Origin of the sequence: Actinoplanes nipponensis, assembly GCF_016862275.1 — a bacterium.
Lineage (GTDB): Bacteria > Actinomycetota > Actinomycetes > Mycobacteriales > Micromonosporaceae > Actinoplanes > Actinoplanes nipponensis.
The window spans coordinates 1-13,943 of sequence record NZ_BOMQ01000043.1 but is presented as its reverse complement, the minus strand read 5'-3'; the positions used below and the strand labels follow the sequence as shown (position 1 = coordinate 13,943).

The following is a 13,943-nucleotide window of genomic DNA, read 5'->3' as shown; positions in this document are numbered from 1 at the left end:
CGGCATGACCGCTGCAGTTGACCGCCGCTTCGTGGCCCGGCGCCACGTCGATTACGGCCGTGTCCGCAGCGCGATGTGTCCGGCTTCCTGACGCCGCCCGAGCTTTCTTTTTCGGGCGCGCAAGACGCGCCGGCACTCGCCAGACACTGAAGTCGCGAGCCCTCACAGGAGCCGACCGCGTACAGCGCGCTCACCGGCTGAAATACCTGGAGGAACGCCGACATGGCGCTGGACAGCACCCCGGCCACCAAGCCCGCCGCCCGCCCCCGTAAGGCGCGGGGCGAGGGTCAGTGGGCGCTGGGCCACCGTGAGCCGCTGAACCCGAACGAGCGGATCAAGAAGGACGACAACCCGCTCAACGTCCGGGCCCGGATCGAGAACATCTACGCCCACACCGGTTTCGCGGGCATCGACCCGCAGGACCTGCGGGGGCGTTTCCGCTGGTGGGGCCTCTACACCCAGCGCAAGGCGGGCATCGACGGCGGCCGCACGGCGGTGCTGGAGCCGCACGAGCTCGAGGACGAGTACTTCATGCTCCGCGTCCGCATCGACGGCGGCACGCTGGACCTCGCGCAGCTGCGCACGATCGCGGAGATCTCGGCCGAGTTCGGCCGCGACAGCGCGGACATCACCGACCGGCAGAACATCCAGCTGCACTGGATCCGCATCGAGGACATGCCGGAGATCTGGCGCCGGCTGGAGGCCGTCGGCCTGCAGACCACCGAGGCGTGCGGCGACTGCCCCCGGGTCGTGCTCGGCAGCCCGGTCGCCGGGGTCTCCCCGGCCGAGGTCGTCGACCCCACCTGGGCCATCGACGAGATCCTGCGCCGCTACATCGGCGACCCGCGCTACTCCAACCTGCCCCGCAAGTTCAAGACGTCGATCTCCTGGCTGGCCGACACGCCGCACGAGGTCAACGACATCGCCCTGCTGGGCGTCGTGCACCCGGTGCACGGCCCGGGCTTCGACCTCTGGGTCGGCGGCGGCCTGTCCACCAACCCGCGGCTGGCCGAGCGGCTCGGCGTCTGGGTGCCGCTCGAGGAGATCCCGGACGTCTGGGAGGGCATCGTCGGCATCTTCCGCGACTACGGCTACCGCCGGCTGCGCAACCGGGCCCGGCTGAAGTTCCTGCTGGCCGACTGGGGCGTGGAGAAGTTCCGCGAGGTCCTCGAGAAGGAGTACCTGGGCCGGGCCCTGCTGGACGGGCCGGCGCCCGAGCTGCCGGCCAAGCCCATCGACCACATCGGCGTGCACAAGCAGCGCGACGGCCGCAACTACGTCGGCGCCGCCCCGGTCGTCGGGCGCTCCTCCGGCACGCAGCTCGGCCGGCTGGCCGACCTGGTGGCGGCGCACGGATCCGACCGGGTGCGGCTCACCCCGTACCAGAAGCTGTTGGTCCTGGACATCGCCGACGACCAGGTCGAACCGCTCGTGCAGGGCCTGCGCGGGATCGGGCTGGAGGCCCGGCCGTCGGCCTGGCGCCGCGGCACCATGGCCTGCACCGGCATCGAGTACTGCAAGCTGGCGATCGTCGAGACCAAGGCCCGCGGCGAGGAGCTCGTCGCCCGGATGGAGGAGCGGCTGCGCGAGTTCGACGCCGACATCTCGATCCACATCAACGGCTGCCCCAACGCCTGCGCGCGCACCCAGGTCGCCGACATCGGCCTCAAGGGCATGCTCGTGATGAACCAGCACGGCGAGCAGGTCGAGGGCTTCCAGGTGCACCTCGGCGGCGCCCTCGGGATGGCCCAGGGCCAGACCGCCGGCTTCGGCCGCAAGCTGCGCGGCCTCAAGGCCACCGCCGAAGAGCTTCCCGGGTACGTGGAGCGCGTCGCCCGGCACTACCTGGCCGGCCGCACCGACGGCGAGACCTTCGCCGACTGGGTGCTGCGGGCGGACGAGGAGCTCCTGAAATGAGCGACGCGAGATCCGCCCCGCTGTACTGCCCCTACTGCGGCGAAGAAGACCTGCGACCCAACGAGGCTTCACACGGCGCGTGGGAGTGCCACTCCTGCGCCCGAGTATTCACGGTCAAGTTCAACGGACTGCTCGCCAAGGGAGTGAACCGATGACTGTGGTGACCGCCACCGGCCTGGGACTGGTGTCCCTCGGGGCCCCCGCCGCCCCGGCCGATCCGACCCGCCGTAGCCCCGCCGACCTCAAAGCGCTCGCCGACGCCGCCGGCGTCGCGCTCGAGGGCGCCCCCGCCGAGGAGATCGCCCGCTGGGCGACCAGCACCTTCGGCGACCGCTTCTGCGTGACCAGCTCGATGGCCGACGCGGTCGTCGCGCACCTGTTCTCCCGGGTCTCGCCCGGCGTGGACGTGGTGTTCCTCGACACCGGCCTGCACTTCCCGGAGACCCTCAAGGTCCGCGACACCGTCGCCCGGACGATGGCCGTCAACGTGCGCTCGATCCGCCCCCGCCGGACGGTCGGCCAGCAGGACGGCGAGCTCGGGCCCCGGCTCTTCGCCCGCAGCCCGGACGAGTGCTGCTTCCTGCGCAAGGTCGAGCCGCTCGAGCGCGCGCTCAGCGACTACGACTCCTGGGCCACCGGCCTGCGCCGCGACGAGTCGCCGACCCGGGCGAACACCCCCGTGGTGGCCTTCGACGCCAAGAAGGGCAAGGTCAAGGTCAACCCGATCGCGGCCTGGACCCAGGCCGACGTCGACCGCTACATCGCGCGCTGGAACGTCCCGGTCAACGAGCTCTTCAAGAAGGGCTACGGCTCGATCGGCTGCTGGCCGTGCACCCGGCGCACCAAGGCCGGCGAGGACCCGCGCGCCGGCCGCTGGGCGATGTTCGAGAAGACCGAATGCGGCCTGCACGTCTAGCCGTCACGCTGACCGCCCACGGCAGCCGTGACCCGCGCGCGGCCCGGGCGACGGAGGCGCTGACCCGGGCCGTCGCGCGCCGCCGCCCGGAGTGGGAGGTACGCGCGTCGTACCTGGACCACGCCGGCCCGCGACCGCGCGAGGTGCTGGGCGCCTTCGCCGACGCCGGCCATCGGCACGCGGTGCTGGTGCCGCTGCTGCTGACCTCGGCCTACCACGGCCGCGTCGACGTGCCGGGGGAGATCACCGCGGCCCGGGCCGAGCATCCCGCGCTGCGGGTCGAGCAGGCCGGCGTGCTGGGGCCGATCGACGGGCGGGTGCCCGAGCTGCTTCTCGACGCCCTGGTGGCCCGGCTGCCGGCAGCCACCCCGGCGACTCCCGGCGGCGGCGCGGCGCCGGATGCGCTGGTGCTCGCCGCGGCGGGAACCCGCAACGCCGACGCCCGGGCGACCGTGGAAGAGGCCGCGGCGGCGTTGAGCGACCGCCTGGGGATGCCGTGCCGGGTCGCCTATGCCTCGGCCGCCCCGCCTCTGTCCGGGGACGTCGTGCGTGATCTCCGGGCGGCGGGGCATGACCGGGTGGCGCTGGTCTCCTACTTCCTGGCGCCCGGGCTGTTGTGGGACTCGACGCTGGCCTCGGCTCGGGAGGCGGGGGTTTTCGCGGCGGGGGAGCCGATGACCGATGCTTCTGCGCTGGCCGAGCTGGTGGTGGCTCGGGTGCTGGAGGTTTCGGCTCGTCCGGTCGTCGCTGTTGCCGCCTAGCGCAGGTTGCGGGATGTTCGTGACCTGGAGGGCGTGAGCTTCACGACCCTTGGCCGTGGGCGGCCTCGGCTTGAGTTTCAGGCGCGTGACCTTCGTAACCCTTGGCGGCGGGTGCTTTCAGCTGGCGCTCAGTTGGCCCTCGTGACCCCCTGCCGCGCGCTCTCGCCTCGTGCGATGGCTCTGGCGATGCATCGCCTCCGGCGCGCCCTCGCCTCCTCGGCCCGCCGCGCCTTCGTCTCAGCGTTTCGCGGCGCGCCTTCGTTCGGCGTCTCCCGCCGGGTGCGCCCTCGTGTCGGCGCCTGCCGGCGCGCCTCGTCTCGGCGCCTGCCGGCGGGTGCGACCTCGTGTCGGCGTCTCCGGGCGTGCCTTCGTCTCGGCGTTTCCTGGCGCGCCGCCCTCACCTCGGCGGTTTCTTCGGTGCGGGACTTGCCGCAGGACAGCGCCATCGCCCCGAGGCTCCCGTCCCACGCGCCTCGGCACGCCGCGCTGTCGCATCCAGCGCGTCGGCCTCTTCATCCCACCCAGCGACCCGAGCGTTCGGCGTGCCGGCGCCATCGCCTTGCGAACCCGCGGTGCGCCCGGCATGTCAGCGCCAATCCCCGGTCGACCTCCTGCGTGCGCCTGGCATGTCAGCGCCAATCGCCGGTCAACCCCCCGCATGCGCCCGGCGTGCCAGCTCAACTGCCGGTCGACCCGCACCCGCCCGAGCCGAGCCCGCGACGCGACTCCCCACTGACCCCCGTCACCGCCAGTCATCCTGAGGCCCTACCCCCGCGCCCCGCGCCGAGTGACCACATTGAGTGATCGACCGCCTCCGCGAACGTCCACTGCGGAGGGTGTGCGGGCATCGACGAATAGTGGCTTCGATAACGGTAATTTCGAGATCATTTCGTGAAGCCCGGGTGATCGCATTCATGCCGTGCGTCACCATTGCGTGGCGTAATCGCCTCGAAACAGGCGATGATCGTCCGAGGCTGCCGCGCGGTTCCGGACAGCACGACGCCCCGGAGCCGAAGCGGCCCGGGGCGCGAATGCTGTGAGGGGATTGTTCAGGCGGTGGGGGCACTGACCCGGAGGCCGCCGCGACGCTTGACCGCGCGCCGCTCGTCCTCGCTCATACCGCCCCATACGCCGGCATCCTGTCCGGACTCGAGCGCCCACGCGAGGCACGACTCGGTCACGGTACACCGCCGGCAGACGGCCTTGGCCTGCTCGACCTGCAGGAGTGCGGGGCCAGACGTCCCGATCGGGAAGAACAGCTCCGGGTCCTCGTCGCGGCAGATCGCATGGTGACGCCAGTCCATGGCGGCAACACTCCTTGTTTCGGATTGGGTAGAGAATGGTGCTACTTACTTTTATCTGCATCCGCGCCGGGACCGACGGACTGCGTTCGTCAGACCACCAGTGCGTGAGCAAGCTTTGTGCGCGATGCGTTCCGTGCCTTCTGGATTAAGGAACGTGCACGAGCGGCATCGGGTTACTTCTTATCGCTTGTGAATGCTTTCACGAACTCCTGCGATGTCAAGGGTAGCGCCCGGAAATTCTCCCAGCGGGTGAGCTAGCTCACGACCCCTTTGTCCGGTTCTGGGGTAACTTCCAGGACCGGCGGACGGGCGCTCCCATCAATGTAGTACGGTACGCGCCCCGTTGCCGACCTTTTGCCGGTCTTTCTGTAACAGATCGTGAGGGAGTTCCGAACGGGGTACCCGGTCGTCAGCAGATCACACGTAGCGCCTCGGGGACGGACAGGAAGTGCACCTTCTGGCGCTCACCCAGGTAGTCCCCGTCCAGCTGGAACGGCTGGGGGCGGCTGGCCACGACGGTGAACTCGGCCTGGTCGTGCAGGCGCAGCACGTGCTTGCCGTGGGGGTCCGCCTTGCGGGAGACCATCTGGGTCACTGTCCGTGTTGTGCTGGCGATGTACAAGTTACGAACGGCCAGCACGTCAAGGCCCCGGTCGAAGGAGGCCTCGGGGTTGGGGTTGATCGCCCGGTCGCCGACGTACGTCCACGGGGCCGTGTTCTGGATGATGACGGTGCCCAGATCCGTCTCCGCCTCCTCGCCGGGCCGCTCGATCGAGAGCGGCGGCGATTTGCGGTCCTCGCCGGAGAAGATCTGCCCGATCATCGAGCGCACGTAGAGCGAAGGGGTCGACGTCCGGCCCCGCAGCCGCGCCTGCTCGACCCGGCGCACCACGGCCGCGTCCAAACCCAGCCCGGCGGTGAAGGTGAAGTAGCGGTCGTCGGCTCGGCCCAGCCCGATCACCCGGTGCCGGCCGGAGCGCAGCCCGTCCAGGATCACGCTGGTGCCGTCGACCCAGTCGCGGGGCAGGCCCAGCGCGCGGGCGAAGACGTTGGTCGAGCCGCCCGGGACCACGGCGAGCGCCGGCAGCCGGAAGGCCGGTGCGGTGCTGCGGGCGCCCAGCCCGGGCGCCGCCGTCATCAGGCCGTTCACCGCCTCGTTGACCGTACCGTCGCCGCCGAGGGTGACCACCAGATCGACGCCGCTCTCGGCCGCCGCCCGGGCCAGGGTCGCCGCGTGCCCGCGCTTGACGGTGTACTCGACCGACAGGTCGACCTCGCTGCGCAGGGCCCGGACGAGGACGTCCCGGCTGCGCTCATTCGTCGTGGTGGCTTTGGGGTTAACCACCAGTAACGCTCGCATCTGCGGCACTGTACCTCTCCGGAGGGCGCTGAGCTGGCCGGTATCGTACAGCGGTGACCCCCCGAGAAGACGATTCCCCGACAACTCTGGTCTGGGCGGTACGCCTGCTCTACGCCCAGGCCGTCGCGCTGGTCGTGCTGTCGGCGTACCTGTTGGTGCTGGACTTCACCGCCGAGGCGGGCAGCATCGCGGTGGCCGCGTCGCTGACCGCCTTCACCGTGCTCGGCGCGATCGCGGTGGTCTTCGTGGCGCGGGCCCTGGCCCGGCGCTCGGCGCACGCCCGCGGCCCGGCGATCGTCGTGCAGCTGTTCGTCATCGCCTCGGGCGGGTTCCTGCTGCAGACCGGCACGGCCTGGGTCGGCGCCCTGCTGATGGTTTTCGGCGTCGGTGTCGGGCTGCTCTGCGTGGTGCCGCCCACCACCCGGGCCCTCGGACTCGACTGAAGGCCTTCCCCTCCGCGTTCGACGGCCTACTCTGAGTGGGCGAATCACAAGGGGGTGAGGGCAGTGGCCGGATCGACGGTGCGCCCACCGGCATACCAACTCCTCGCGGACGAGCTGCGGGACGAGATCACGTCGGGCCGGTTGCAGCCCGGCTCGCGACTGCCTCCGGAGCCCGAGCTCTGCGTCCGCTCGGGGGTGAGCCGCAGCACCGTACGGGAGGCGTTGCGGCTGCTGGCCAGCCAGCACCTCATCGTCACCACCCGCGGCGTCACCGGCGGCAGCTTCGTCGCCCATCCTGACGCCGAGCAGTTGTCCGAGGCGCTCTCCACCGGGCTGACCCTGCTCAGCAACTCCGCCGAGGTGGGCATGGCCGACCTGCTGGAGCTGCGCCGGGCCCTGGAGGTGCCGGCGGCCGGCCTCGCCGCGCAGCGCCGCACCGACGCGAACCTGATCGAGATGCGCGGCGCCATGTTCGACCCGGACCTGGACGAGCTGCAGACCATGCTGGCCGCGCACGCCGCCTTCCACTCCGCGGTCGCCTCGGCCACCGGCAACCCGCTCTTCGAGCTGGTCACCCGCCCGCTGTACCACGTCACCTACGGCGAGGAGATCGTTGAGAACCTGCCCGGCGACTACTGGGCGCGCATCGACGTCGACCACCGCGAGCTGCTGATGATGGTCAAGGGCGGCGACTCCGGCGGGGCCATGGAGCTCAGCCGGCGCCACCTGGATTACATCATGGAGGCCACCGACCGCTGAGCGTGACCGGGGCGGATCAGATCTCGGTGCGGCGGGTCAGCAGCCGGATCGTGGCGTGTCGCCCGGTCGCCTCCGCGGACGCCGAGGTGGTGAGCGCGGTCAGGACCTTCCACGCGAAGGACGACTCCGACGGCAGCCGGGCCCCGCGCACCGTCGAGACCGTCACCTCGACCGTGAGCGCGTCGTCGGTAACCGCGAACCGGCACTCCAACTCGGCGCCGCGGGTGGCGATGGCGAGCAGCATCGCGCAGGCCTCGTCGACCGCGATGCGCAGGTCCTCGATCTCGTCGAGCGCGAAGTGCAGGCGGGCCGCGAGGCCGGCCGTGGCTGTGCGGAGCACGCCGAGATACCCGCCGTCGGCGGGCACGGTCAGCAGCACGACGTCGTCACCGAACGCCGGCTCCGGATGCGTTGTCTGCAGCTGAGTCACGGACCCCATCCTCCCAATGGAGGAGAACTCTAGTCCCTTACGGTGGAGGCCCGCTCGGCGAGTTGGGTCAGGGCGGCCCCCGACAACCGGTACGGCAGCCAGTCCTCCACGACCTTCGCCCCGATCGCCGCGTAGAAGTCGGCCGCCGGGTTCCAGTCGAGCATCACCCACTCGAGTCGCCGGTAGCCGCGCTCCACGCAGACCCGCGCCAGCGTGGCGAGCAACGCCCCGCCCGCGCCGGTGCCCCGCGACTGCGGCCGGACGTACAGGTCCTCGAGGTGGATGCCGTGGGTGCCCTCCCAGGTCGAGAAGTTCACGAACCACAGCGCGAAGCCGTACGGAGTGTCGTCGGCGTCGACCGCCACGTGGGCGAACACGGCCGGCTGCTCGGCGAACAGGCTCGCCAGCAGCTGCTCCTCGGTGAGGTGGCAGGACTCCGGGGCGCGTTCGAACTCGGCCAGCTCGTGCACCATCGCGACAACGGCCGGCACGTCGTCGCGACGTACCGGCCGGATCGTTGCGGGACTCACGCCTGCTTGGTCTCCCAGAAGATCTTGGAGATCTCCTCGATCTTGGCGAGCAGCTGCTCGCCGACCGCCGGGTCCATCGAGCCCTTGGCGCCGGACGCGCCGGCGAGCTTGGTGGCCTCGTTGAAGAGCTGGTTCAGGTTCGGGTACTTCTCGAAGTGCGGCGCCTTGAAGTAGTCGGTCCAGAGCACCCACAGGTGGTGCTTGACCAGCTCGGCGCGCTGCTCCTTGATCAGGATGGCGCGGGTGCGGAACTCGGGGTCGGTGTTCGCCTGGTACTTCTCAGCGATGGCCTTCACCGACTCCGCCTCGATGCGTGCCTGCGCCGGGTCGTACACCCCACAGGGCAGGTCGCAGTGCGCGCTGACCACAGTGCGCGGCGTGAAAATGCGCGGAAGTCGCATCAGGACCCCTCCATACGTTTGCGATGATCCGATGCTGACACTACCCCTTACCGGAACGCCGAACCTCGACCCGGGATTGATGCCATGAGTTGGCAGTTACCGCTCTTCGCCGTGCTGGTGCGCGGGCCGTCCATGGCGCCCACCCTGCACAGCGGAGATGCCCTGCTCGTACGGCGGGTCGGCCGGGTCCGGCCGCACTCGGTCGTGGTGGCCCGGTTCCGCGCCCGGCCGGACCTGCTCGTGGTCAAACGCGCGGTCCGGCCGCAGGACGGCGGCTGGTGGGTCGAAGGCGACAACGAGTTCGTCACCGACGACTCCCGCGCCCACGGGGTGGCGGATGTCATCGGACAAGTGGTGTTTCGCTACTGGCCGCGTCCGGGTCGGCTAGGTTAACCTGCGTTAACCGCAGCACACCTGAATCTTGCGGTTGCTAGTCCGGGTGACCCCCGCATCGCACGTCGGTCCGCGCAGACTCGCGCCAGGGCCGGCTGGCACACCGACGTACCGATGCGTGTCTGGAGTCCCCGTGTCTTTCTTCAGTTTCGAGCTCGACCCTGCCCTGGCCGCGGATCCCGTCTTCGACCTGCACAAGCAGGGCAAGATGGCCATCTCGTGCACCGTCCCGCTGTCCAGCCGCGACGACCTGTCGCTGGCCTACACCCCCGGCGTGGCCCGGGTCTGCGAGGCCATCGCGGCCGACCCCGACCTGGCCGCCGACTACACCTGGACGGCGAACACCGTGGCCGTCGTCACGGACGGCTCCGCCGTGCTGGGGCTGGGCAACATCGGCCCGAAGGCCGCGATGCCGGTCATGGAGGGCAAGGCGGTGCTGTTCAAGCAGTTCGGCGGCGTCGACGCCATCCCGATCTGCCTCGACACCCAGGACATCGAGGGCATCATCGCCGTCGTCAAGGCGCTGGCCCCCTCGTTCGGCGGCATCAACCTCGAGGACATCAGCGCGCCGCGCTGCTTCGAGATCGAACGCCGGCTCGACGAGGCCCTGGACATCCCGGTCTTCCACGACGACCAGCACGGCACCGCGATCGTCGTGCTGGCCGCGCTGCGCAACGCGGTCGCCCTGCTCGGCCGCCGCTTCGCCGACCTGCGGGTGGTGATCAGCGGGGCGGGTGCGGCCGGGGTGGCCATCACGAACACCCTCATCGCGGCCGGCATCCAGGGCGCGAACGTCATCGTCTGCGACTCGCAGGGCATCATCCACGCGGACCGGCCCGGGCTGAGCGGGACGAAGGCGGAGCTGGCCGCGAGGACGAACTTCTCGGGGCGTACCGGCGGCGTCAAGGAGGCGCTGATCGGCGCCGACGTGCTGATCGGGGTCTCCGGCGGGCAGATCGAGGAGAGCGCGCTGGCCGGGATGGCGCCCGGCGGCATCATCTTCGCCCTGGCCAACCCGACCCCGGAGGTCCCGCCGGCGCTGGCCCACAAGTACGCGGCGATCGTCGCCACCGGCCGCAGCGACTTCCCCAACCAGATCAACAACGTGCTGGCGTTCCCGGGCATCTTCCGGGGCGCCCTGGACGCCCGCGCCACCCGGATCACCGAGCGGATGAAGGTCGCCGCGGCCGAGGCGATCGCCGCCGTGGTCTCCGACGAGCTGCGCGCCGACGCGATCGTGCCGTCGGCGCTGGACCCGCGGGTCGCCCCCGCGGTCGCCGCGGCGGTGGCCCGGGCCGCGGAGCAGGACGGCGTCGCCCGGTTCGTCGCCGGGGCCCGGCCGGAGACCCCGACAGCGCCGGCCGCCCTGGTCTGAGCTGCCGAATGCCCGAAATGGGGCCGGTCGCCGCGGTGCGGCGAGCGGCCCCATCGGCCGGCACCGACGACAGGACCGGCCGGACATGCCTAAGCTGCGGGGTATGCGAGCCGCTTATGCCAGTGCGACCAAGCCCGACGAGCCGCTGGCCGCGTTGACGGTCGGAGACCTGCCCGAGCCGGCCCGGCCGGACGACTGGGTGACCGTCGACGTGCGGGCCAGCTCGCTCAACCACCACGACATCTGGTCGCTGCGCGGCGTCGGGCTACCGGCCGACCGGCTGCCGATGGTCCTCGGCTGTGACGCGTCCGGCGTGGACAGTGACGGCAACGAGGTCGTCATCTACCCGGTGATCCGGGACCCGGCCGACCCGCGCGGGTTCTCGCTGCTGTCCGAGCGCTGGCCGGGCACGCTGGCCGAGCGGGTCGCCGTACCGGCCGAGAACCTGGTGCCCAAGCCGGCCGGCATCTCGTTCCTGGATGCGGCGTGCCTGCCGACGGCCTGGCTGACCGCGTACCACATGCTCACCGTGCGCGGCCGCGTCGCGGACGCCGAATCGGTGCTGGTGCAGGGCGCGGGCGGGGGAGTGGCCACGGCCGCGGTCGCGCTCGCGGTCGCGCTCGGCAAACGGGTGTACGCGACCAGCCGCGACGCCGGCAAGCGGGAGCGCATCACCGAGCTGGGCGCCACCGCCGTCGAACCGGGCGCCCGCCTCGCCGAACGCGTGGACGTGGTCATCGAGTCGGTGGGCGCGCCGACGTTCGAGCACTCGCTGAAGTGCTCGGCGCCGGGCGCCCGCATCGTGGTCTGCGGCGCGACCGGCGGCCCGTTCCCCAAGGTCGACCTGCGCCGGGTGTTCATGATGCAGCTGGAGATCCTCGGCAGCACCATGGGCACGGCCGAGGAGCTGACGGAGCTGCTGCGGCTGTGCGTGGAACGCGACATCCGCCCGGTGATCGACTCCACCTACGGTTTCACCGCGGTGGGCGACGCATTCGCCCGGCTCAACTCGGGCCAGATCTTCGGCAAGGTGGCCGTCGACCACCTGCACTAGAAGTCGCTGTCCAGGTTGTCGCGCCGGTCCAGCCGCCGCCCGGCGCCGGCGTCACCGTAGAGGCTCCACCGCCAGAAGTCGGTCGTGGCGCCGGCGACGATGTCGAAGTCGGCGCCGCCGGTGACCACGTGGCCGGCGTTCGGCAGCGTCAGCATGCCCTTGGGCCAGGGCACGGCCCGGAAGGCGGCGAGGCCCTCGATGTACCGGACGGTCAGATCCTGCTTGCCGTGCACGAACAGCACGGGAATCTCCGGGCCGCTGAAGGTCCCCGGCAGTGCCTGCCGCCCGGCCAGCACGACCGCGGCGGTGAGCCGCTCGTCCCGGGCGCCGGTGAGCATCCCGAGCGTCGTGATGCCGCCGCCGGAATGCCCGGCCGCGGCGACGTGCACCCGGTCGAGGCGGCCCCGCAGCGGATCGCCGGCCTTGCCGTCGAGGGCCAGGACCCGGGTGAGCACGTACGAGGCGTCGGCCGGCTGGTTGAGCAGGTCGACGACGTCGAAGTCGGCGACCCCGCCGGAGGTGTGCGGGAACGCGGGCGCGGCGACGACGAAGCCGGCCCCCGCCCAGCGGCTGAGGATGGAGGCGTAGTCGGCCGGGCGCGCGGTGAGCCCGTGACTGAAGACGATGACCGGGAACGGTCCGTCGCCGGCGGCGGGATACCAGACGGTGGTGGGCAGCGGTCGGTCCGCGCCGCGGCTCAGCTGCAGCTTGCGGGTCTTGACGGGGAAGGCTCTGGTCGGAGCCCGGCCGAGGGTGCTCGCGAGGGTCGGCGGGGCGCTGGGCGGCCCGCTGGGCTGCACGCTGGGGGCGGCGGGCGCCGGCCGCGCCGGGCTGCGGGAGTCGGCGGTGCACGAGGTGAGTGCGCCGGTCGCGCAGACGGCGGCGAGCAGGAGCGCGACGGTACGGCGTCTCATCCGCCTATTGTGCCGGGTCACGAGTCGGGCCCCCGCATCCCGGTGATCTTGTGGCGTGGTGCCGGGGCCGCGGTCAGGCCAACGCGGCCCGGAGCCGGGCGACGTCCTCGCTGTCCTTGGCGCGGCGGGGCAGGCCCGGCACCCAGACCGGCATCATCTCCTTGATCTCGATCTGCGCGCGCGGGCTGACGATCGGGCACTCGACGTCCCCGATCCGGCCGGGCGGCCCGTCCAGCAGATCGACCGGCCAGCGAGCACCCGCGTACGGCCCGGCGGGCACCACGGGGCAGCCGTCGTGGTCCCGGCCCAGCAGGGCGATCTGCACGTCGAGGCCATCCGGCCCGACCAGGTCCCGCTGCAGCGCGTCGTTGCCCGGCACCGGCCGGTAGCCGAGGGCGACCAGGCGGGCGACGAGGTCGTCGGCGTCGGGGGCGGAGCAGAAGAAGTCGATGTCGCGGTGCGGGCGGGTGATCTCGCCGAGGAAGAAGTCCATCGCCCAGCCGCCGCGCAGCCACAGCGCGATCCCGGCTGTGCCTCCGGTCCGGGTCGCAGTCGTGGGCTTGCCTGCGGTCGTGGTCTGGCTTGGGGTTGTGGTCTGGCTTGGGGTTGTGGTCTGGCTTTGGGTTGTGGCTTTGCTTTGGGTCGTGGTCCTGCTTCCGGTCCCGGTCGTGGCCACCGCTTCGGTCGTGGCCTCGCTTCTGGTCGCGGGTGCGGCTCGTGCTCCTGCTCCGGGTTGGGCTTCGGCTCCGGCCGGCGGTTCGGCTGGGGCTTGGGCTGCGCGGACGATGGCGGCGATCGCCCGGAGTTGTCGAACCGCGTCCATCCCGTGAGGGTAGGCAGCCGGACGCGCCCACGAACGGGTGATATCTCGCGGGCCGGGACGAACGCCCTGCTAGGGGGCCGGGACGCACTGTCGCGGGGTGCCGGGCTTCGCTATGGTCGTGCGCATGCCTGACAACACCGTCGACCCGAGCGGCAACACCGAGGCGTTCCGCGCCTTCACGCAGAGCACTCCGCAGGAGCCGCCAGCCGCCTCCAAGACCCCGCTGATCATCGGCGCCGTCGCGGTCGCGATCGTTCTGATCGCGCTGATCGCCTGGCTGGCCCTGGGCTGACCAGGACCGTGCCGACCTACCCGGGCTGAGCGCGGGCCGGGACGCCGGCGGGTCACCGACCCGCAGGCCCGGCCCGCTCAGCTTCCGGGACCGCTCAGCCGCCCGGCTTCCGGGGCCGATCAGCTCCCGACCATCCAGCTTCCCGGGCCTCCCGGCCCGCCCAGTTTCCCTGCCGCGCCCGGCCCGCCTGCGCGCCTGCGCCGCCCGGCCCGCCTGCGCGCCTGCGCCGCCCGGCCCGCCTGCGCGCCTGCGCCGCCCGCCCGGCCCGCCT

The 13,943-nt window shown here is 71.8% G+C and carries 16 protein-coding genes; 9 read left to right on the top strand and 7 right to left on the bottom strand.

Annotated elements, in window-relative coordinates; all coding sequences use genetic code 11:
* Positions 1-222 precede the first annotated feature (222 nt).
* From Ani05nite_RS17055 to Ani05nite_RS17045, 3 genes are all read left to right on the top strand, one after another.
* Positions 223-1,917: a nitrite/sulfite reductase gene (locus Ani05nite_RS17055; protein WP_203769423.1), complete on the top strand. Its 1,695-nt coding sequence runs from the start codon at positions 223-225 to the stop codon at positions 1,915-1,917.
* 151 nt (positions 1,918-2,068) lie between these two features.
* A complete protein-coding gene (locus tag Ani05nite_RS17050) occupies positions 2,069-2,833 on the top strand; it encodes a phosphoadenylyl-sulfate reductase (RefSeq protein ID WP_203769422.1) in 765 nt (254 codons plus the stop codon).
* Entirely contained in the window at positions 2,815-3,594 is a 780-nt protein-coding gene (locus Ani05nite_RS17045) for a sirohydrochlorin chelatase (protein WP_203769421.1), read from the top strand. Before Ani05nite_RS17050 ends, Ani05nite_RS17045 begins: the two co-directional genes overlap by 19 nt.
* A 1,049-nt stretch (positions 3,595-4,643) precedes the next feature.
* On the opposite strand, the gene Ani05nite_RS17040 is transcribed toward Ani05nite_RS17045, so the two are convergent.
* Together Ani05nite_RS17040 and Ani05nite_RS17035 are read right to left on the bottom strand one after the other, a co-directional pair.
* The gene (locus tag Ani05nite_RS17040) at positions 4,644-4,898 is read right to left on the bottom strand and encodes a WhiB family transcriptional regulator (protein WP_203769420.1); all 255 of its coding nucleotides are present in this window, start codon (positions 4,896-4,898) and stop codon (positions 4,644-4,646) included.
* A 409-nt stretch (positions 4,899-5,307) separates the two neighbouring features.
* Complete coding sequence (locus Ani05nite_RS17035; RefSeq protein WP_203769419.1) at positions 5,308-6,258, bottom strand: diacylglycerol/lipid kinase family protein; 951 nt, start codon at positions 6,256-6,258, stop codon at positions 5,308-5,310.
* Positions 6,259-6,311: 53 nt separating this feature from the next.
* On the opposite strand from Ani05nite_RS17035, the gene Ani05nite_RS17030 reads away from it, so the two are divergent.
* Together Ani05nite_RS17030 and Ani05nite_RS17025 are read left to right on the top strand one after the other, a co-directional pair.
* On the top strand, positions 6,312-6,701 hold the full coding sequence (locus Ani05nite_RS17030) for a hypothetical protein (protein WP_203769417.1): 390 nt from the start codon (positions 6,312-6,314) through the stop codon (positions 6,699-6,701).
* A gap of 63 nt (positions 6,702-6,764) precedes the next feature.
* Positions 6,765-7,460, top strand: coding sequence for a FadR/GntR family transcriptional regulator (locus tag Ani05nite_RS17025; RefSeq protein ID WP_203769415.1), 696 nt, complete (start codon positions 6,765-6,767; stop codon positions 7,458-7,460).
* A gap of 16 nt (positions 7,461-7,476) precedes the next feature.
* Here Ani05nite_RS17025 and Ani05nite_RS17020 read toward each other — a convergent pair whose 3' ends face one another.
* The 3 genes from Ani05nite_RS17020 to sodN are packed head-to-tail and all read right to left on the bottom strand — an operon-like array spanning position 7,477 to position 8,821.
* On the bottom strand, positions 7,477-7,890 hold the full coding sequence (locus tag Ani05nite_RS17020; RefSeq protein ID WP_377882631.1) for an ATP-binding protein: 414 nt from the start codon (positions 7,888-7,890) through the stop codon (positions 7,477-7,479).
* Between the two features lie 29 nt (positions 7,891-7,919).
* Positions 7,920-8,363 (bottom strand): GNAT family N-acetyltransferase, encoded by a 444-nt coding sequence (locus Ani05nite_RS17015; protein ID WP_203769581.1) that lies wholly within the window; start codon positions 8,361-8,363, stop codon positions 7,920-7,922.
* Positions 8,364-8,416: 53 nt separating this feature from the next.
* Complete coding sequence (gene sodN, locus Ani05nite_RS17010) at positions 8,417-8,821, bottom strand: superoxide dismutase, Ni (protein ID WP_203769414.1); 405 nt, start codon at positions 8,819-8,821, stop codon at positions 8,417-8,419.
* Between the two features lie 84 nt (positions 8,822-8,905).
* On the opposite strand from sodN, the gene Ani05nite_RS17005 reads away from it, so the two are divergent.
* The 3 genes from Ani05nite_RS17005 (at position 8,906) to Ani05nite_RS16995 (ending at position 11,643) form a co-directional block, all read left to right on the top strand.
* A complete protein-coding gene (locus Ani05nite_RS17005) occupies positions 8,906-9,214 on the top strand; it encodes a S26 family signal peptidase (protein ID WP_203769413.1) in 309 nt (102 codons plus the stop codon).
* 133 nt (positions 9,215-9,347) lie between these two features.
* On the top strand, positions 9,348-10,589 hold the full coding sequence (locus tag Ani05nite_RS17000; RefSeq protein WP_203769412.1) for an NAD(P)-dependent malic enzyme: 1,242 nt from the start codon (positions 9,348-9,350) through the stop codon (positions 10,587-10,589).
* Positions 10,590-10,692: 103 nt separating this feature from the next.
* The gene (locus tag Ani05nite_RS16995) at positions 10,693-11,643 is read left to right on the top strand and encodes a zinc-binding dehydrogenase (protein ID WP_377882628.1); all 951 of its coding nucleotides are present in this window, start codon (positions 10,693-10,695) and stop codon (positions 11,641-11,643) included.
* On the opposite strand, the gene Ani05nite_RS16990 is transcribed toward Ani05nite_RS16995, so the two are convergent.
* Both Ani05nite_RS16990 and Ani05nite_RS41870 read right to left on the bottom strand, forming a co-directional pair.
* On the bottom strand, positions 11,640-12,557 hold the full coding sequence (locus Ani05nite_RS16990; protein WP_203769411.1) for an alpha/beta hydrolase family protein: 918 nt from the start codon (positions 12,555-12,557) through the stop codon (positions 11,640-11,642). The two genes, Ani05nite_RS16995 and Ani05nite_RS16990, sit on opposite strands and share 4 nt — an antisense overlap.
* A gap of 73 nt (positions 12,558-12,630) precedes the next feature.
* Positions 12,631-13,380 (bottom strand): nucleotidyltransferase domain-containing protein, encoded by a 750-nt coding sequence (locus tag Ani05nite_RS41870; RefSeq protein ID WP_203769410.1) that lies wholly within the window; start codon positions 13,378-13,380, stop codon positions 12,631-12,633.
* Between the two features lie 124 nt (positions 13,381-13,504).
* Here Ani05nite_RS41870 and Ani05nite_RS16980 point away from each other — a divergent pair, with 124 nt between their 5' ends.
* Entirely contained in the window at positions 13,505-13,672 is a 168-nt protein-coding gene (locus Ani05nite_RS16980) for a hypothetical protein (protein ID WP_203769409.1), read from the top strand.
* The last annotated feature ends 271 nt before the right edge of the window (positions 13,673-13,943 follow it).

What these genes read in the sequence shown, in the direction of transcription:
- sodN (WP_203769414.1), bottom strand. Translation starts at nt 8,821, where the DNA reads ATGCGACTTCCGCGCATTTTCACGCCGCGCACTGTGGTCAGCGCGCAC.
- Ani05nite_RS41870 (WP_203769410.1), bottom strand. Translation starts at nt 13,380, where the DNA reads ATGGACGCGGTTCGACAACTCCGGGCGATCGCCGCCATCGTCCGCGCA.
- Ani05nite_RS17040 (WP_203769420.1), bottom strand. Translation starts at nt 4,898, where the DNA reads ATGGACTGGCGTCACCATGCGATCTGCCGCGACGAGGACCCGGAGCTG.
- Ani05nite_RS16990 (WP_203769411.1), bottom strand. Translation starts at nt 12,557, where the DNA reads ATGAGACGCCGTACCGTCGCGCTCCTGCTCGCCGCCGTCTGCGCGACC.
- Ani05nite_RS16980 (WP_203769409.1), top strand. Translation starts at nt 13,505, where the DNA reads ATGCCTGACAACACCGTCGACCCGAGCGGCAACACCGAGGCGTTCCGC.
- Ani05nite_RS17045 (WP_203769421.1), top strand. Translation starts at nt 2,815, where the DNA reads ATGCGGCCTGCACGTCTAGCCGTCACGCTGACCGCCCACGGCAGCCGT.
- Ani05nite_RS17005 (WP_203769413.1), top strand. Translation starts at nt 8,906, where the DNA reads ATGAGTTGGCAGTTACCGCTCTTCGCCGTGCTGGTGCGCGGGCCGTCC.
- Ani05nite_RS16995 (WP_377882628.1), top strand. Translation starts at nt 10,693, where the DNA reads ATGCGAGCCGCTTATGCCAGTGCGACCAAGCCCGACGAGCCGCTGGCC.
- Ani05nite_RS17015 (WP_203769581.1), bottom strand. Translation starts at nt 8,363, where the DNA reads ATGGTGCACGAGCTGGCCGAGTTCGAACGCGCCCCGGAGTCCTGCCAC.
- Ani05nite_RS17055 (WP_203769423.1), top strand. Translation starts at nt 223, where the DNA reads ATGGCGCTGGACAGCACCCCGGCCACCAAGCCCGCCGCCCGCCCCCGT.
- Ani05nite_RS17035 (WP_203769419.1), bottom strand. Translation starts at nt 6,258, where the DNA reads ATGCGAGCGTTACTGGTGGTTAACCCCAAAGCCACCACGACGAATGAG.
- Ani05nite_RS17050 (WP_203769422.1), top strand. Translation starts at nt 2,069, where the DNA reads ATGACTGTGGTGACCGCCACCGGCCTGGGACTGGTGTCCCTCGGGGCC.